The organism is Allobosea sp. RIT-PG3_2 (genome assembly GCF_057321085.1).
Window position 1 is genome coordinate 220912 of the sequence record NZ_JBXWCA010000006.1, and the last position, 16274, is coordinate 237185.

At 65.7% G+C, this 16274-nt stretch carries 17 protein-coding genes; 6 read left to right on the plus strand and 11 right to left on the minus strand.

Features of this window, described 5'->3' with window-relative positions; all coding sequences use genetic code 11:
• Positions 1 to 10 precede the first annotated feature (10 nt).
• From AC2FAN_RS18610 to AC2FAN_RS18620, 3 genes are all read right to left on the minus strand, one after another.
• Positions 11 to 838 (minus strand): RNA methyltransferase, encoded by an 828-nt coding sequence (locus AC2FAN_RS18610; protein ID WP_485175860.1) that lies wholly within the window; start codon positions 836 to 838, stop codon positions 11 to 13.
• Between the two features lie 178 nt (positions 839 to 1016).
• Positions 1017 to 2156, minus strand: coding sequence for a dipeptidase (locus tag AC2FAN_RS18615; protein ID WP_265053955.1), 1140 nt, complete (start codon positions 2154 to 2156; stop codon positions 1017 to 1019).
• A 195-nt stretch (positions 2157 to 2351) separates the two neighbouring features.
• The gene (locus AC2FAN_RS18620; RefSeq protein ID WP_265053954.1) at positions 2352 to 3602 is read right to left on the minus strand and encodes an NAD(P)/FAD-dependent oxidoreductase; all 1251 of its coding nucleotides are present in this window, start codon (positions 3600 to 3602) and stop codon (positions 2352 to 2354) included.
• Between the two features lie 264 nt (positions 3603 to 3866).
• Between AC2FAN_RS18620 and AC2FAN_RS18625 the strand changes: the two genes are divergently transcribed.
• The 6 genes from AC2FAN_RS18625 (at position 3867) to AC2FAN_RS18650 (ending at position 9088) form a co-directional block, all read left to right on the plus strand.
• The gene (locus AC2FAN_RS18625; protein ID WP_265053953.1) at positions 3867 to 4838 is read left to right on the plus strand and encodes a hypothetical protein; all 972 of its coding nucleotides are present in this window, start codon (positions 3867 to 3869) and stop codon (positions 4836 to 4838) included.
• A 44-nt stretch (positions 4839 to 4882) separates the two neighbouring features.
• A complete protein-coding gene (locus tag AC2FAN_RS18630) occupies positions 4883 to 5566 on the plus strand; it encodes a glutathione S-transferase family protein (RefSeq protein ID WP_485175861.1) in 684 nt (227 codons plus the stop codon).
• A gap of 36 nt (positions 5567 to 5602) precedes the next feature.
• Positions 5603 to 6286, plus strand: coding sequence for a ribulose-phosphate 3-epimerase (rpe, locus tag AC2FAN_RS18635; RefSeq protein WP_265053951.1), 684 nt, complete (start codon positions 5603 to 5605; stop codon positions 6284 to 6286).
• A gap of 144 nt (positions 6287 to 6430) precedes the next feature.
• Positions 6431 to 7738 (plus strand): adenylosuccinate lyase, encoded by a 1308-nt coding sequence (gene purB / locus AC2FAN_RS18640; RefSeq protein ID WP_485175862.1) that lies wholly within the window; start codon positions 6431 to 6433, stop codon positions 7736 to 7738.
• Between the two features lie 39 nt (positions 7739 to 7777).
• Entirely contained in the window at positions 7778 to 8356 is a 579-nt protein-coding gene (locus AC2FAN_RS18645) for an RBBP9/YdeN family alpha/beta hydrolase (RefSeq protein WP_485175863.1), read from the plus strand.
• 60 nt (positions 8357 to 8416) lie between these two features.
• A complete protein-coding gene (locus tag AC2FAN_RS18650) occupies positions 8417 to 9088 on the plus strand; it encodes a class I SAM-dependent methyltransferase (RefSeq protein ID WP_485175864.1) in 672 nt (223 codons plus the stop codon).
• A gap of 69 nt (positions 9089 to 9157) precedes the next feature.
• On the opposite strand, the gene AC2FAN_RS18655 is transcribed toward AC2FAN_RS18650, so the two are convergent.
• The 8 genes from AC2FAN_RS18655 to AC2FAN_RS18690 all read right to left on the minus strand — a co-directional run bounded on the left by AC2FAN_RS18655 (position 9158) and on the right by AC2FAN_RS18690 (position 16246).
• Positions 9158 to 9574 carry a GFA family protein gene (locus AC2FAN_RS18655; RefSeq protein WP_485175865.1) on the minus strand — a complete coding sequence of 139 codons (417 nt, stop codon included), beginning with the start codon at positions 9572 to 9574 and terminating at the stop codon, positions 9158 to 9160.
• A 370-nt stretch (positions 9575 to 9944) separates the two neighbouring features.
• Positions 9945 to 10430, minus strand: coding sequence for a GNAT family N-acetyltransferase (locus AC2FAN_RS18660; RefSeq protein ID WP_476805828.1), 486 nt, complete (start codon positions 10428 to 10430; stop codon positions 9945 to 9947).
• Between the two features lie 175 nt (positions 10431 to 10605).
• Entirely contained in the window at positions 10606 to 11721 is a 1116-nt protein-coding gene (locus AC2FAN_RS18665) for a branched-chain amino acid ABC transporter substrate-binding protein (RefSeq protein ID WP_265053945.1), read from the minus strand.
• Positions 11722 to 11850: 129 nt separating this feature from the next.
• Positions 11851 to 12225, minus strand: a complete 375-nt coding sequence (locus AC2FAN_RS18670) for a DUF6867 family protein (RefSeq protein WP_265053944.1) — start codon at positions 12223 to 12225, stop codon at positions 11851 to 11853.
• A 125-nt stretch (positions 12226 to 12350) separates the two neighbouring features.
• Positions 12351 to 13082 carry an ABC transporter ATP-binding protein gene (locus AC2FAN_RS18675; RefSeq protein ID WP_265053943.1) on the minus strand — a complete coding sequence of 244 codons (732 nt, stop codon included), beginning with the start codon at positions 13080 to 13082 and terminating at the stop codon, positions 12351 to 12353.
• A complete protein-coding gene (locus tag AC2FAN_RS18680; RefSeq protein WP_265053942.1) occupies positions 13079 to 13933 on the minus strand; it encodes an ABC transporter ATP-binding protein in 855 nt (284 codons plus the stop codon). The genes AC2FAN_RS18675 and AC2FAN_RS18680 overlap by 4 nt, the downstream gene beginning before the upstream one ends.
• Positions 13933 to 15318: a high-affinity branched-chain amino acid ABC transporter permease LivM gene (livM, locus tag AC2FAN_RS18685; RefSeq protein ID WP_476805827.1), complete on the minus strand. Its 1386-nt coding sequence runs from the start codon at positions 15316 to 15318 to the stop codon at positions 13933 to 13935. Before livM ends, AC2FAN_RS18680 begins: the two co-directional genes overlap by 1 nt.
• Before the next feature lie 4 nt (positions 15319 to 15322).
• Entirely contained in the window at positions 15323 to 16246 is a 924-nt protein-coding gene (locus tag AC2FAN_RS18690) for an ABC transporter permease subunit (RefSeq protein ID WP_265053940.1), read from the minus strand.
• Positions 16247 to 16274: the final 28 nt, after the last annotated feature.

The window sequence follows — 16274 nt, forward strand, 5'->3', positions numbered from 1 at the left end:
GCCGGCTTTTTTATTCTTCTGACTGGTCCGGCGTCTCGGCCTGCCGCGCCAGGAGGCGCGCCTTCTTCGGCCCCTCGACCAGCGACTTGAAGACGCCGCGCAACGTCCGGGCCTCCTGCTCGGTCATGTCGAGCCGGTGCAGGATGTCGCGCAGATTGGCGGTCATGACCGGCTTCTTGCCGGCCGGGAAGAAGCCGCTGAGGTCGAGCTCGCCTTCGAGATAGTCGAACATCGAGAGGATCGTGGCGCGGCTCGCGGGCGGCGAGGGGTTGTTCTCGCGGAAGGGCGGTTCGCCCCCCGTCGTCTTGAACCACTCGTAGCCGTTCAACAGCACGGCCTGGGCGAGGTTGAGCGAGGCGAAGGCCGGGTTGACCGGGAAGGTCAGGATCGCATCGGCGAAGCTGATCTCCTCGTTGGTCAGGCCGATGCGCTCGCGCCCGAACAGGATGCCGACGCGCTCGCCGCCGCTGACACGCTCCGCGACCTCCGGCATCGCCTCGGCCGGCGTCAGCACGCGCTTCATCTGGCCGCGTTCGCGGGCGGTGGTGGCGAGCACGTAGTTGAGGTCGGCGATCGCCTCGGCCGCGCTGGCGAAGAGGCGGGCGTTCTCGAGGATGTGCGTCGCGCCGGAGGCCGCTGCCGTCGCGCCCTTCTTGAGGCCGCCACCGCTGGGCCAGCCGTCGCGCGGGGCGACGAGGCGCATCTCGGACAGGCCGAAATTCGCCATGGCGCGGGCGCACATGCCGATGTTCTCGGCAAGCTGCGGCTCGACCAGGATGACGATGGGGGCGGGGCCGTGGAGGGCCGGGCGGGTACGGTCGGTGCCGGAACCGGTCATGGGGAGGTCAGGTCTTGTCTTTGCGGTGAGGCTTACATCGCGCTCAGGACGGTCGGGCGCGATGGGCAGCTCATACGTCATGCTCGCCCTTGTGGCGAGCATGACGTCTTGAACCCCGCGCCTGACAAGAAAAGACGTGGATGGTCGGGACAAGCCCGACCATGACGACACTTGGTGTTCAGCCCGCCGCCTGCTCGACCGCGCGCAGCACCCGCAGCGTGTTGCCACCCGCGAGCTTGGCGAGATTCTCCTCCGACCAGCCGCGGCGGATCAGCTCGGCGATCGCTGAGGGGAAGGTCGTGGTGTCCTCGAGCCCGTCCGGATTGACCCAACCGAAGAAATCCGAGCCGATGCCGATGTGGTCGTGGCCGATGCGCTTGGCGAGATATTCGACATGGTCACAGTACTCGACCAGCGTCGCCTTCGGGCGCGGGCCGGTGTTGCGTGCGATCTCGGCTTCGACCTTCGCGTAGTCCATGCCATCGGGTGTCTTGCCGTATTGATCCTTGGCCGGACGGTGCCAGTCGCGCGAGGCCTGGCTGATGAAGTCCGGCACGAAGGTCGCCATGACCACGCCGCCATTGCCGGCGACGCGATCGAGCACGTCGTCGGGCACGTTGCGCGGATGGTCGCAGAGCGAGAAGGCGTTGGAGTGCGACCAGACCAGCGGAGCGCTTGAGACGTCGAGCGCGTCATGCATCACGCGGGGCGCGACATGGGCGAGATCGATGACCATGCCCAGCTTGTTCATCCGGCGCAGCACGTCCTTGCCGAACGCGGTCAGGCCGTTGTGGCGCGGGGCGTCGGTGGCGGAATCGCACCAGTCGGTGGTGTCGTTGTGGCAGAGCGTCATCAGCCGCACGCCGAGATCGTAATAGGCATCGAGCGCGTCGAGCTCGTTGTCGAGCGCCGTGCCGTTCTCGATGGTCATGAACAGCGCGATCCGGCCCTCGGCCTTGGCGGCTTCGACGTCCGCCGCGGACAGGCCGGGGCGGAAGACATCGGCATGGCGCTTGAGGATGTCGCGCATCAGCGCGATCTGGGCGAGCGCGAAACCTGCGGGCCGGGCCTGCTTCGGCGGCACATAGGCTGCGAAGAACTGGGCGGCCAGCTTGCCGGCCTGCATGCGCGGGATATCGGTGTCGCCCTCGGCATGGACCTTGTCGAGGCCATAGGCGGCGACGTCGCCCTTCGCCCTGGCATCCTTGCGGATGACATAAGGCAGGTCGTTATGGCCGTCGATCAGCGGCACCCGGTCCAGCAGCGCGAGCGCGGCGGCATAGGCATTGTCCTGGACGGGTGGTTTGGCGAGGGCCATGGCGAGGTCTCGGTCAAGAATCGGGAGCCGGATCGTGACAGGCCGGGCGCAGCGAGGCGAGGGGGCTCAGTGCAGACCGGCTATCCGCCGGGCGTCATGCTCGGGCTTGACCCGAGCATCTCGTGCAGGAGGGCGCTTTTTCCGTGAAGAGATTCTCGGGTCCGCGCAGGCGCGGCCCGAGAATGACGGCACTGGCTAAATGAACCGCGCGGGCGCAAACGGCGCCGGATCGACGAAGACCTTCTGGCCGCTCACCATCTCGGCGATCATGCGGCCGGTGACGGCGGCCAGCGTCAGGCCGTGATGGGCGTGGCCGAAGGAGAACCACAGGTTCTTGTGCTTCGGTGCCGGGCCGATGATCGGCATCATGTCCGGCGTGCAGGGGCGGCGGCCGAGCCAGGGCTCGGCGTCGAGGCGCTCGCCCAGCGGAAACAGCGCCTTGGCGATGGGCTCGGCGCGGGCGAGCTGAACCGGGGTCTTGGGCGCGTCGCGATCGGCGAACTCCGCGCCCGTGGTCAAGCGGATGCCCTGCTGCATCGGGGCCAGGAAATAGCCGCGCTCGGTGTCGAGCACCGGATGGTTGAGCACGGCGTTGCCCTGAGGCTTGTAGTGCATGTGGTAGCCGCGCTTCACCGCCAGCGGCAACCGGTAGCCGAGCTTGTTGGTCAGCATGTCGGCCCAGGGGCCGAGCGCGACGACGACGTCCTTCGCCTGTGCCTTGGTGCCATCGGCGAGGGTGACGTTCCATTCGGTGCCGTTCTGCACCAGCGTCGTCGCATCGCCGATGGCGAGCTTGCCGCCGAGCTTCTCGAAGAGCGCGACATAGGCCTTCGAGAGGCCCAGCGGATCGATGACGGTGGTCGGGTCGGTCCAGTGCAGGCCGCCGATTAGGCTGGAATGATCGAGATGCGGCTCCGCGGCCTTGAGCGCCGCCATGTCGAGCGCCCGATAGTTCAGGCCGAACTCCCGGTGCCAGCGGGCAGCCTCGGCAAGGCGCTCGTCGCGCTGCTGCTCGGTGCGGAAGACCTTCATCCAGCCGTTGCGGCGCAGGAGTTCGGTGGCGCCGGCTTCCTGCGCGAGCGCATCATGCTCGGTGACGCAATGCTCGATCAGCGTCGCGTATTTATGCGCGATCGCCTCATGGTGGGAGGCGCGCGAATGCATCCAGTAGGAGAACAGGAAGGGCGCGAGCTTCGGGATGGCCTGCCAATGATAATGCGCATCGATGGTGTTGTTCATCGCGTAGCGGATGAGCGCGCCGAAATCGTGCGGGAAGCCGTAGGGGTAGACGCCCTCGCGCTGGATCAGGCCGGCATTGCCGTAGCTGGTCTCCTCGCCAGGTCCCCGCCGGTCGACCAGCAGGGTCGAGCGCCCGGCCTTCTGCAGGTGAAGCGCGACCGAAATGCCGACGATCCCGGCGCCGAGTACGATCGTATCCACCTTCATGACTTGCTCCTGCCAACGCTTTTCCCTGCAAAAATACCGGTTTGCGGCGGCTTGTCAGCGGCGCGACCGTATTTTGCGTCGAATGGCCAAATCTTTCGCAAATTCTGCGCCAATTCGCTCCGGTCGATGATCTCAGGCAGTCTTTGGTCGATTCAGGCGCAATTTTATGCCGACGCAGAACCGCCCCGCTTGGCAGGCAGGTGACGCTTCATCCGCCATGGGCCAGTGTGCGGCTCTTTCACGAATGATTCCAGAGCCGTGCCGATGCGTCCTGCCGCCTTTCTCGCCGCCGCGCTCGCCTGGCTCGGGCGCTACGGTACCCAGGGGTTCGCGCTCTCGATCTTTCTCGGGCTCGCCCTGCCGCAATTCTCCGCCGCGGCCCGCCCGGTACTGCCCTTCACCATCTTCTGTTTCACCACGGTCGTATTCATGCGGGTCGACCTCGGCGTCACCGCCCGGCTGCTACGGCGCCCAGCCAAGCTCGCCGCGGCCTGCCTATGGCTCGTCACCGGGCCGGTGCTGATCATCGGCGGGGCTCTGCTCATTGTCGGGCGGGAAAATCTCGATCCGGGCATCGTGCTCGGGCTGGCGATCATGGGCGCGGCGCCGCCGATCATGTCGTCGCCGGCTGTCGCGATCCTCTACGGCTTCGAGCCGTCGCTGATCATCGCCAGCGTCATCGTCACCACGATCGTGAGTCCGATCGTCGCGCCGCTGCTGGTGGAACTGCTCGCGGGGGCCGCTGTGCCGCTCGACCGCTGGGTGCTGGCGCTCAGGCTGCTGATCTTCATCGGCGGCGGCATGGCCGTCGCCTTCGCGCTGCGGTCCTGGCTCGGCGTCGAGCGGATCAGGGCGATGAAGGCCAATCTCGATGGCTTCGGGGTGCTGATGTACTTCATCTTCGCCATCGCGGCGATGGATGGGGTGACGCGCGCCGCGCTCGACAATCCCCGGCTCGTCCTGTTCGTGCTGGCCTGCGTCTTCGCGGTCTCGGCGGCGGGGCTCCTGTCGGCATGGCTGGTGCTGCGGCGGCTGCCGGCGTCCGAACGCTTCATGATCGGCTATGGCACCGGGCAGCGGAACATGGGGCTGCTGGTCGCGGCGCTCGGCGCCGGCGTCTCGCCTACGACCTTTCTGTTCTTCGCGCTGGCGCAGTTCCCGATCTACCTGCTGCCCTGGCTGCTGGGCGGTGTCGCGGCCCGTATCCGGCGCCGGGAAGCTGCTGACGGGCGTTGACGCGGGGCCCTGCGAGGCTTTGGACGTCGCAGGAGAGCCGCGCCATGATCACACTCCATTCCGGGCCGCTGAGCCTGTTCTCGCGCAAGGTCGAGATCGCGTTGAAGGAAAAAGGCCTGTCCTTCCAGCGCATCATGGTGCCGTTCAACCAGACGACCGGGTACGACCCACGGCATCCCGAGGTGCTGGCGCTCAATCCGAAGCGGCAGGTGCCGGTGCTCAGCGATTGCGGGCTCGTGCTCTACGATTCAACGGTGATCAACGAGTATCTCGACGAAGCCTATCCCGAGCCGAAGCTGATGCCGGACTCACCCGTCGACCGGGCGCGCTGCCGTCTCGATGAGCTCTATGGCGACGAGATCATGTTCCAGGCGCTGAGGCCGCTGATGCACCGCACGGCGCCGCCATCGCCGGACCGCGACCGCCGCATCGCGCAAGAGGCCGATGCGCTGATCGCCGAGGAGGAGCTGCTGCGGCATTACGAGGTGCTGGAACAGAAGCTGGCGGGCCGCGAATTCTTCGGCGGCCGGCTCTCTTTGGCGGACATCGCCCTGTTCATGAGCGTGCTTTTCGTCCGCCGTCTTGGTGGCCCCTCGCTCGACGGCTTCGAGGCCTTGGCCGGATGGTTCGCGCGGCTGAAGCTACGCCCGGCCTTCGCGCAAGTCGTGGCGGAGATCGCGGAAGCCGATAGAAGGCTGTCCTTTCCGGTGAAATTGCGCTCCGCCTGATTGCCGCAGGCGTCCCGGGGCGCTAAACCCCCGGCCATGACGCGCTCCATCCGTATCGCTCCTTCGATCCTCTCGGCCGATTTCGCCAAGCTGGGCGAAGAGGTGCGCGCGATCGACGAGGCCGGCGCCGACTGGATCCATTGCGACGTGATGGACGGGCATTTCGTGCCCAACATCACTTTCGGCCCCGATGTGCTGAAGGCGATCCGCCCGCATACGAAAAAGTTCTTCGACGTGCATCTCATGATCGCGCCCGTCGACCCCTATGTCGAAGCCTTCGCCAAAGCGGGCGCAGACCTGATCTCCTTCCATGTCGAGGCGGGCCCGCATCCGCACCGCACGCTGCAGGCGATCAAGGCTCAGGGCAAGCAGGCCGGCATCGTGCTCAACCCCGGCACGCCGGCGAGCGCGGCCGAGGCACTGATCGGGGATGTCGATCTGATCCTGCTCATGACGGTCAATCCCGGCTTCGGCGGGCAGAGCTTCATCCGCTCGGTGGTCGAGAAGGTCGCTCAGGTGAAGGCGCTGATCGGCGACCGGCCGATCGCGCTGGAGATCGATGGCGGGGTGACGCCCGAGACCGCGCCGCTGGTCGCCAAGGCCGGCGCCGACACGCTGGTCGCCGGCTCCGCCGTCTTCAAGGGCGGGCCTTCGACTTATGCCGGCAATATCGAAGCGATCCGCAAGGCGGCGGAAGCCGCGCGCGGCGCGTGGGTTTGAATTGAAAGGGCTCCGTCATTCCGGGCGGAGCGAAGCGTAGACCCGGAATCCATCACAGGGCGCGATGCCTCTCGATGGATCCCGGATCGGCGCCGCTTCGCGGCTTGTCCGGGATGACGGCGCGCATTGTATGAAAGGCTTGCGATGATCCCGCGCTATTCCCGCCCCGAGATGGTCGCCATCTGGGAGCCGCAGACCCGCTTCCGCATCTGGTTCGAGATCGAGGCGCATGCGACCGACCGGCTGGCCGAGCTCGGCGTCGTGCCGAAGGAAGCTGCCGCGACGATCTGGGCCAAGGCCAGGGATGCCGTTTTCGATGTCGCGCGCATCGACGAGATCGAACGCGTCACCAAGCATGACGTCATCGCCTTCCTGACGCATCTGGCCGAGATCGTCGGACCGGAGGCGCGCTTCGTCCATCAGGGCATGACCTCGTCGGACATCCTCGACACCACGCTCTCGGTCCAGCTGGCGCGGGCCACCGATATCCTGATCGCCGATGTCGATGCGCTGCTCGCCGCGATCAGGCGCCGCGCCTTCGAGCACAAGCTGACCCCGACCATCGGCCGCTCGCATGGCATCCATGCCGAGCCGGTCACCTTCGGGCTGAAGCTCGCCCAGGCCTATGCCGAGTTTGATCGCTGCCGCGCCCGCCTCGTCGCGGCGCGGGCGGAGATCGCGACCTGCGCGATTTCGGGCGCTGTCGGCACCTTCGCCAATATCGATCCGAGCGTGGAGGAATACGTCGCCGCGAAGATGGGCCTGACCGTCGAGCCCGTCTCGACGCAGGTGATTCCGCGCGACCGGCATGCGATGTATTTCGCGACGCTCGGCGTCGTCGCTTCCTGCATCGAGCGCCTGGCGACCGAGATCCGACATCTGCAGCGCACCGAGGTCTACGAGGCCGAGGAGTATTTCTCGCCGGGCCAGAAGGGGTCCTCGGCGATGCCGCACAAGCGCAATCCCGTGCTGACCGAGAATCTGACCGGGCTATCGCGCCTCGTGCGCGGCATGGTCACGCCGGCGCTGGAGAACGTCGCCCTCTGGCACGAGCGCGACATCTCGCACTCGTCAGTCGAGCGTATGATCGGCCCCGATGCGACGGTGACGCTCGACTTCGCGCTGGCGCGGCTGACCGGCGTCGTCGACAAGCTGCTGGTCTATCCGCAGAACATGCGCAAGAACCTCGACCGGCTCGGCGGCCTGCACAATTCGCAGCGCGTGCTGCTCGCCTTGACGCAGGCCGGGGCCAGCCGCGAGGATTCCTATTCCATGGTCCAGCGCAACGCGATGCGCACCTGGGAGCACGGCGAGGACTTCCTGACCAATCTGCTCGCCGACAAGGACGTGGCGGAGAAGCTCGCAGCTTCCGAACTCAAGTCGATGTTCGACGAAGGCTATCACTTCAAGCATGTCGACACGATCTTCCGCCGGGTATTCGGCGAGAGCTGACGGGCTGGACTTCGGCGTCGGCGGGGCTATCTACGCCTGATGAAATCCTCCGACGTCGATATCCTGATCATTCCTGGCTGGTCGGGCTCCGGGCCCGACCACTGGCAAAGCCGCTGGGAAACCCGCCTGAAGACGGCGCGCCGCGTCGAGCAGGCGGACTGGCACAAGCCCTCCCGCCATCTCTGGGCTGACCGGATCGTCCAGGCCGTGCGCAGCGCAACCAGGCCGGTCGTGCTCGTCGCCCATTCGGCCGGCTGCAGTGCCGTCGCCTTTGCCGCGGAGCATCTGCATCCCGGTGAGGTCGCCGGTGCCTTCCTGGTCGCGCCGGCTTCGGAAAAGGCGAAGGGAGCGGTTCCGGGCATGGGGCCGGATTTCATCGCGCATCGCCGCCAGAAGCTGCCGTTCCCCTCGGTGTTGATCGCAAGCGCCACCGATCCCTATTGCACGTCGGACGAGGCTCGCGAATTGGCCGAAGCCTGGGGCTCGGAGTTTGTCGACGCTGGCGACAGCGGCCATCTCAACAGTGAGTCCGGGCATGGCCCCTGGCCGGACGGCCTGCTGCGTTTCGCGGGCTTTCTCAAGAGCTTGAGCGTGGTTCCGCAGAAACTGATTCAGTAAGACTGCTTCGACGTTTCTCGAATAGCCGCGAGATGCGCCGCCGGACCGGAGACCCTTCGCATGGATGCATTCTCTGATCCGCAAGCCGTCGCCAGCTATGCCGAAGGCCCTCCGCGCCAAGTTCCCGGCTTTGCCGATCTGCAGCGCATGGTCACGCTTCTCCTCGCGGAGCGGGCGCCGGATGACGCGCGGATCCTGGTGCTCGGCGCGGGCGGCGGCCTGGAGATCAAGGTGTTTGCCGAAGCCCGGCCCGGTTGGCGCTTCGACGGTGTCGATCCATCAGCCGAGATGCTGGATCTCGCGCGGCTGACGCTCGGACCGCTGGCTGCCCGCGCAGATTTGCATCATGGCCTGATCGACATCGCGCCCGAGGGGCCGTTCGATGGCGCGGCCTGCATCCTGACCCTGCACTTCGTCGAGCGCGAGGAGCGCCTGCGCACGCTTCGAGAGGTCCGCCGGCGCCTTAAGCCCGGTGCGCCCTTCGCCGTCGCGCATTTCAGTTTTCCGCAAGAAGAGGGTGATCGCGATCTCTGGCTGTCACGCTATGCCGCCTTCGCAGCCACTTCCGGCATCGACCCAACGCAGGCGCAGAAGGCGCGGTCCATGATCGGCGCGCGCCTGCCGATCCTGTCTCCCGAAGATGACGAGCAGCTTCTGCGCGAAGCGGGGTTCAGGGATGTCAGCCTGTTCTATGCGGGGTTCGCGTTCCGCGGCTGGGTGGCGTACGCCTGAGTGCCCGTTTTCCGTGGACGGGATCCACAGACCCGGCTTCCGTCCGTGTCATGAGTGCGCCAGACCGGGTCAGGCGCTGGAATCCTGCCGATCACGCATATGCTGCTCCGCGCCCTTCTGGTGCGCCAGCCACGGCTCCCGGCGGATGGTCCAGAGTTCATAGGCCGGCAGCAGCGCGCTGGGCGGCCCGTCCAGCGTGCCGAGCTTGATCTCGATCTCATCCGACTCGTCGTTCCAGCAGAACAGCGATGAGCCGCATTTCGGGCAGAAGCGATCGCCGCCCGCACGGCTCTGCCAGCAGCTGAGTTCGCCGGACAGGATCGCGCTGACCTTGGGCCAGATTCCGAAGAAGGAGAAGGCCGAGCCGGACTCCTTCCGGCAGTTCTCGCAATGGCAGATACCGACGCGGATGGGCTCGCCGTCGAGTTCGTAGCGGACCTGTCCGCAGTTGCAGCCACCGGACAGTTTCATCGTGATCTCGCGCATCCCGGGTTCTCGTCGTCTTGGGCGACAGACCAACGGCGCGTGGTCAGGGTCGGTTCCCCAGACGTTGCATGACGCCCGCTTGCGACCCCATGCGGTCATTCGTTGCCGCATTCGCGACGTCGCTGCTCACCATCGACAAGATACTGCGGCGCAGAATTGTCCAAGCACCGACTGATATGCTCGTTAGCAGCGTGCAAGGCCGCGAAGAAGAGCAGATAGCCGGAATAGGCAGCGACCAGACCGACCGCAGCTATGATGAGATATTTACGCCACCGCTGCATCTTGAGCCCCGGAACGCTCGACGCTTGGCGCGGCCAGCAAACAAAAACTATGCATGTCAAAGGTCCGCAAACCACCCGTCGCGGACGTATCAGCCTCTCCAGTTCGGTTCGCGTCGAGGGGACGCCAACCGAACTGGATCGATGACCATACGCGTGTCCTCGATCGTGACGCCGTGTTTTACGACGCTCCCCCGAGCGACGGATACAAATCCCCTATTGGCGTAAAATGCCACCGCGCCGTTTGCCGCCTTCACGCGAGTGATGCTGGAGCCCGAGGCTATGGCGTCCGATATGCAGGCTTCAAACAACTGCGAACCGACACCGCGCCCCTGGAAATCCGGATGTACGAAGAGGGCCAGAAGCTCGTCATCTTCCCATGAAGCAAACCCGATTATGCCCGAGACCGTCTCTGCGACGAAAAAGATCTCGCCGGATGTCGCAGCCTTCAGATATCCCTCGGGCGTCCGGCCCTGCATCCAAGCCGCGATCTGTTCAGGGGAATAGAGCGTCGACAACGTTTGAGTCAGGCACGCGCTGTGGATGTCGTGCACCGACCGCTCATCGCCGACGACCATCGACCTGATGCGAACGGCATCAACACCTACATCGCCACTTGTGTGTGCCACTTCGGCCTTCACCCCTAGCGGACATTCATCGCAGGCGCCGCGCCACCGTCGCCTATCTAAGAAAAACCCGCCCCGGACGGTCCGGAGCGGGCTCTTTCATATCAGGCCGTATCAGCCGTCGAGATCAGTTCTCGACATAGGTGATCTTGCCGTCGGCACCCTTCTTCCAGGTGTAGACGGTGTAGTCGGGGCGGGTGATGTCGCCCTTCTTGTCGAAGCCGATGTCGCCGATCACGGTCTTGACCGGCTGGCCGCCATGCAGCGCTTCGGCGATCTTCTTCGGATCGACGGAGTTCGCGCGCTTGGCGCCTTCCGCCATGATCTGGACGGCGGCGTAGCTGTAGAGGGTGTAGGCTTCCGGCTTGAAGTTCTTGCTTTCGAACTTCTTGACGACGGCGGCCGCCTCGGGACGCTTCTGCGGGTCCGGCGGGAAGGTCATCAGCGTGCCTTCGACGCCGGGGCCGCCGATCGTGGCGAACTCGTCGGTGGTGATGCCGTCGCCCGAGACGAGCACAGTCTTCAGGCCCTGGTCGCGCATCTGGCGCACGATCAGGCCGCCTTCGGTGTGCAGGCCGCCCCAGTAGAGATAGTCGGCGCCGGCTGCCTTGATCTTGGAGACGAGCGCCGAGAAGTCCTTCTCGCCGGCGTTGACGCCTTCATAGAGCACTTCCTTGACGCCGCCGGCGTTGAGACCCTTCTTGGTCTCGTCGGCGAGGCCCTGGCCATAGGTCGTCTTGTCGTGGACGACGGCGATCTTCTTGTCCTTGAAGTTCTTCAGCAGATAGGCCGAAGCGACGCTGCCCTGCTGATCGTCACGGCCGCAGGTGCGGAAGGTGTTCCACAGACCGCGCTCGGTGATCTTCGGGTTGGTGGCCGAAGGCGAGATCATCAGGATGCCGTTCTCGGCGTAGACTTCCGAAGCCGGCATGGTGACGCCGGAGTTGAAGTGGCCGAGGACCCATTTCACGCCGTCGCCGACGAACTTGTTGGCGACCGAGACGCCCTGCTTCGGATCGGAGACGTCGTCGCCGACCGAGATCGTGATCTTCTGGCCGAGGACGCCGCCAGCGGCGTTGATGTCCTCGACCGCCTGCTCGGCGCCGTTCTTGAGCTGCGCGCCGAACGCGGCATTGGGGCCGGTGATCGGGCCGCCGACGCCGAGCTTGATCTGCGCATTGGCCACGCCGGACATGGCGAGGACCGCGCCAAGCGCAATACCGCCCAACAGCAGTTTCTTCATGAGATGCAACTCCCCTCTATGATTGATCAACGGGCTGGACGGTCCGCCCGTCTCGGCGCGTTTTCGCCACCGGAAGCCGCAGTCTTGCGCTTTTTCGATGGTGTGTCACGCGACAAGCTCGTGAGCTCTTCAGAGCAATTCTGGTCGAATTTCGGCCCCGGCGCGCGGTTTCCAGCCGAAGGGGCCGGTGCGCTCGAAGAGCCAGTGATATTGCCGCGTCATCTGCTTCGCCCGGTTGTAGCGCCAGCCGGCAAAACCGAAGATCAGCAGCACGATGGTGTCGACGATGTAGTAATGCAGCGTCAGCAGCGTGGCCTGGAACAGCGCGAAATGGATGAAGCGCACGAACAGGCCGAGGATCAGCATGTAGACGACGAGCTGCCAGTTCGGCCGCCAGGTCAGCGCGATGGCGCGGCCGGACATCCAGGCGAGCCAGCCGCCCATGATCACCGTGACCAGCAGGAAGAGCCAGACCGTCGGTTCTTCGTAGAGGATGCCCTGCATCTCTTGCTCCCGGCTTCATTCGGCTTTGGAAGCGGCTGACATCACCACAGCGATGGCATGGGTGGCGTGCAGCCGTCTCTCATCAAAAAGTTGCAGCGGCCGGCGCATCGTCCGGCCGCCGGGGCTCAATGCCGTCCGCCTTCGAGATAGGCGGCGCGCACCTGCGGGTTGGCGAGGAGTTCCTTGCCCGAGCCGCTCATGGTGATGACGCCGTTGACCATGACGTAGCCGCGATGGGCGAGCTTCAGCGCGTGGAAGGCGTTCTGCTCGACGAGGAAGACGGTCAGCCCCTGCGTCTTGTTGAGCTCCCGGATCGCCTCGAAGATCTGCTTCACGATCAGCGGGGCGAGGCCGAGCGAAGGCTCGTCGAGCAGGAGCAGCTTCGGGCGCGCCATCAGCGCGCGCGCGATCGCGACCATCTGCTGCTCGCCGCCCGAGAGCGTGCCGCCGCGCTGCTGCAGCCGCTCCTTGATGCGCGGGAAGAGCACGCAGATCTTCTCGAGGTCCTCGTCGAAATGCGCGAAGTTGCGGACGGCGGCGCCCATCTGCAAATTCTCGAACACCGTCATGCGCGGGAAGATGCGCCGTCCTTCGGGGGACTGCGCTATTCCCAGACGCGCGATCTCGTGGCTCGGCATCCTGGTGATGTCGCGGCCCTCATAGGTGATCGAGCCTTCGCGCGCCTGCGGGCTGCCGAAGATCGTCATCATCAGGGTGGATTTGCCGGCGCCGTTGGCGCCGATCATGGTGACGATCTCGCCGGCGTTGACGTCGATGTCGACGCCCTTCAGCGCGATGATCTTGCCGTAATAGGTCTTGACGCCGCGGACGGCGAGGAGAGGCTGGGCCACAGTCACGAGATGCCGACCTCCGCTTCCACCACTTCGACCTCTTCGTCGTCGACGCCGAGATAGGCGGCGATGACCTTCGGGTCTGCCTGTACTTCGGCGGGTGTGCCGTCAGCGATCTTGGTGCCATAGTCGAGCACCACGACGTGGTCGGAGATCTCCATCACCACCGACATGTCGTGCTCGATCAGCAGCAGCGCCGTCCCGAGGTCCTTGCGGATCGAGAGCAGCAGGTTGTTGAGTTCGAGGCTCTCGCGCGGGTTGAGGCCGGCGGCCGGCTCGTCGAGGCAGAGCAGGACGGGATCGGTGCACATGGCGCGCGCGATCTCGAGACGGCGCTGGTCGCCATAGGGCAGGTCGGCGGCGGGGTCGTCGGCGCGATGGGTGAGGTTGATCTTGTTGAGCCAGAACTTGGCTTTCTCGATCGCCTCGTTCTCGCGGGCCTTGTAGCCGCCGATCCCGAGCACGCCGAGGAAGGTGAAGCCCGAGGCGGCCATCAGCGGGTTGTGCTGGGCGACGAGCAGGTTCTCCAGCACGGTCATGCCGCCGAAGAGGCGGATGTTCTGGAAGGTGCGGGCGACCTTGGCCCTCCAGGAGATGCGGAAGTCCGGCATGCGCTCGAGCAGGTAGCTCGAGCCGTCGTCATGGTTGAGCGAGATCATGCCCTGCGTCGGCTTGTAGAAGCCGGTGATGCAGTTGAAGACGGTGGTCTTGCCGGCGCCGTTGGGGCCGATCAGCGCCGTGATGTCGCCCTTGCGGGCGGCGAAGGAGAGGGCGTTGACGGCGGTGAGGCCGCCGAAGCGCATGGTGACCTGCTCGACCTCGAGCAGGGCCCGTCCGTGGGAAGCGGTGGAGGCCATCAGCCGTGCCCCTCCTGGACGAGATCGGCCGAGATCGCCTTCTTCTCGGCAAGGAAGGCGGTGGGCTCGCGCGTCGAGATCAGGCCTCGCGGCTTCCAGATCATGATCACGACCATGGCGAAGCCGAAGATCAGCATGCGGTACTTCGTCGGGTCGAAGTCGTTGCCGAAGATCTGCTTCATCCATTCGAGCTCGCGCAGCAGCTCGGTGCCGCCGACCATCGCGATCGCCGCGATGGCGCAGCCCCAGAGCGAGCCCATGCCGCCGAGGACGACGATGGCGAGGATGACCGCCGATTCCATGAAGACGAAGGATTCAGGCGAGATGAAGCCTTGCCGGGCCGAGAAGAACGCCCCGGCGAAGCCGCCGAACATCGCGCCGATCGAGAAGGCGGTGAGCTTGGTGTTGGTGGTGTTGATGCCGAGCGAACGGCAGGCGATCTCGTCCTCGCGCAGGGCCTCCCAGGCGCGCCCGACCGGCAGGCGGCGCAGCCGCAGCGTGACGAAGGCGGTCAGCAGGGCGAGACAGAGGATGACGTAGTAGAGGAAGATCGTTCGGTAGAGCGGCGAGAATTCGAGCCCGAACGTCGCCGCGAACCCGTTATCCGCCGCGGTGAAGGGGATGCCGAAGAAGGTCGGGCGGGGGATGCCGGAGATGCCGGCATAGCCGTTCGAGAACTCGGTCCAGTTGACCAGGACGAGGCGGATTATCTCGCCGAAGGCCAGCGTCACGATGGCCAAGTAGTCGCCCCGCAGGCGCAGCACCGGGAAGCCGAGCAGCATGCCCCAGAAGGCGGCGAGGATGCCGGCCATCGGCAGCAGGATCCAGAAGGACAGGCCGAAATTCTTGGCGAGCAGCGCGTAGGAATAGGCGCCGACGGCGTAGAAGGCGACATAGCCGAGATCGAGCAGGCCGGCGAGGCCGACGACGATGTTCAGCCCCCAGCCGAGCATGACGTAGATCAGGATCTGGACGCCGAAATTGTCGATCCACTTCAGCGCGCCGCCCCAGCCGGCGAGCCCGACCGCGATGGCCGGGAAGGTGACGAGGAAGCCGAGGCCGAAGAGCGAGAAGGCGCGCGAATGGCGCTGGAAGAAGGCGATGGTGCCGTGCGGCAGGATGCGGACGGTGGCCTTGCCTTCCTTGCGTCCCTGCTGGCGCAGCGCCACCAGCAGGCGTCCGACGAAGACGATGCCGACCGCCCAGGCGACAGCCTCCCAGCGCGGATCGAGCACCAGCACGTTGTCCATGTTCTGGCGCGTGCCCCAGGCGACGATCGGGATGCACAGGCCGAGCGTGACGAAGGCGGCGAAGCCGGCCTCCTTGAGGGCGGCTTTGAAATCGCGGCCGGGCGCGGCCGTGGCCGTGGTCTGTTGCTTCGCCATGGCGTCAGACCTTCTCGACTTCGGGACGGCCCAGGATGCCGGAGGGCATGAAGACCAGCACGATGGCCAGGATGGCGAAGGCGGCGACGTCCTTGTAGTCGATGGTGAAATAGGCCGACCACATGACTTCGATCAGCCCGATCAGCAGCCCGCCGATCACGGCGCCGGGCAGCGAGCCGATGCCGCCGAGCACCGCCGCGGTGAAGGCCTTGACGCCCGGCGTGAAGCCGTCGGCGAAGTTCACCACGCCGTAGAGCACGAGGTACATCACGCCAGCGACCGCTGCGAGGGCGGCGCCCATGACGAAGGTGATCGAGATGGTGCGGTCGACGTCGATGCCCAGGAGGGCGGCCATCTTGCGATCCTGCTCGCAGGCGCGCTGGGCGCGGCCGAGCGGCGTCTTCTGGACGATGTACCAGAAGGCGGCGAGCAGCACCGCCGTCGTCACGATGATGACGATCTGCTTGTAGGAGATCTGCACCGAGTAGGTCGCGCTATCGATCAGGGTGATCGACTTGTTGAGCAGCGGCGGGATCGACTTGTTGCGCGGGCCCTGCACGACCTGCACGAAGTTCATCAGGAAGATCGACATGCCGATCGCCGAGATCAGCGGGGCGAGGCGGAAGGAGCCGCGCAGCGGCCGGTAGGCGACGCGTTCGATCGCCCAGTTCCACAGCGAGGTGAAGAACATCGCCAGTGCCAGGACGAGGACGAGCGCCAGCATGACCATGCCCGCCCCGGTGCCGACGACCGCGGTGATCAGCATGAAGAAGATCAGCGCGATGAAGGCCGAGAGCATGAAGATGTCGCCGTGGGCGAAGTTCACCATGCCGATGATGCCGAAGACCATCGTGTAGCCGATGGCGATGAGACCGTAGATCGATCCCAGTGTCAGCCCGTTGATGAGCTGCTGCAGAAAGACTTCCATTGACGACGCCGACCCCTCGAACCAGCTC

Coding starts and splice junctions, on each gene's coding strand:
- AC2FAN_RS18660 (WP_476805828.1), bottom strand. CDS start 10,430: ATGGTCGTCGGCGATGAGCGGTCGGTGCACGACATCCACAGCGCGTGC.
- AC2FAN_RS18665 (WP_265053945.1), bottom strand. CDS start 11,721: ATGAAGAAACTGCTGTTGGGCGGTATTGCGCTTGGCGCGGTCCTCGCC.
- AC2FAN_RS18620 (WP_265053954.1), bottom strand. CDS start 3,602: ATGAAGGTGGATACGATCGTACTCGGCGCCGGGATCGTCGGCATTTCG.
- AC2FAN_RS18650 (WP_485175864.1), top strand. CDS start 8,417: ATGGATGCATTCTCTGATCCGCAAGCCGTCGCCAGCTATGCCGAAGGC.
- AC2FAN_RS18625 (WP_265053953.1), top strand. CDS start 3,867: ATGCGTCCTGCCGCCTTTCTCGCCGCCGCGCTCGCCTGGCTCGGGCGC.
- AC2FAN_RS18655 (WP_485175865.1), bottom strand. CDS start 9,574: ATGCGCGAGATCACGATGAAACTGTCCGGTGGCTGCAACTGCGGACAG.
- livM (WP_476805827.1), bottom strand. CDS start 15,318: ATGGCGAAGCAACAGACCACGGCCACGGCCGCGCCCGGCCGCGATTTC.
- AC2FAN_RS18670 (WP_265053944.1), bottom strand. CDS start 12,225: ATGCAGGGCATCCTCTACGAAGAACCGACGGTCTGGCTCTTCCTGCTG.
- purB (WP_485175862.1), top strand. CDS start 6,431: ATGATCCCGCGCTATTCCCGCCCCGAGATGGTCGCCATCTGGGAGCCG.
- rpe (WP_265053951.1), top strand. CDS start 5,603: ATGACGCGCTCCATCCGTATCGCTCCTTCGATCCTCTCGGCCGATTTC.
- AC2FAN_RS18615 (WP_265053955.1), bottom strand. CDS start 2,156: ATGGCCCTCGCCAAACCACCCGTCCAGGACAATGCCTATGCCGCCGCG.
- AC2FAN_RS18680 (WP_265053942.1), bottom strand. CDS start 13,933: ATGGCCTCCACCGCTTCCCACGGACGGGCCCTGCTCGAGGTCGAGCAG.
- AC2FAN_RS18690 (WP_265053940.1), bottom strand. CDS start 16,246: ATGGAAGTCTTTCTGCAGCAGCTCATCAACGGGCTGACACTGGGATCG.
- AC2FAN_RS18630 (WP_485175861.1), top strand. CDS start 4,883: ATGATCACACTCCATTCCGGGCCGCTGAGCCTGTTCTCGCGCAAGGTC.
- AC2FAN_RS18645 (WP_485175863.1), top strand. CDS start 7,778: ATGAAATCCTCCGACGTCGATATCCTGATCATTCCTGGCTGGTCGGGC.
- AC2FAN_RS18610 (WP_485175860.1), bottom strand. CDS start 838: ATGACCGGTTCCGGCACCGACCGTACCCGCCCGGCCCTCCACGGCCCC.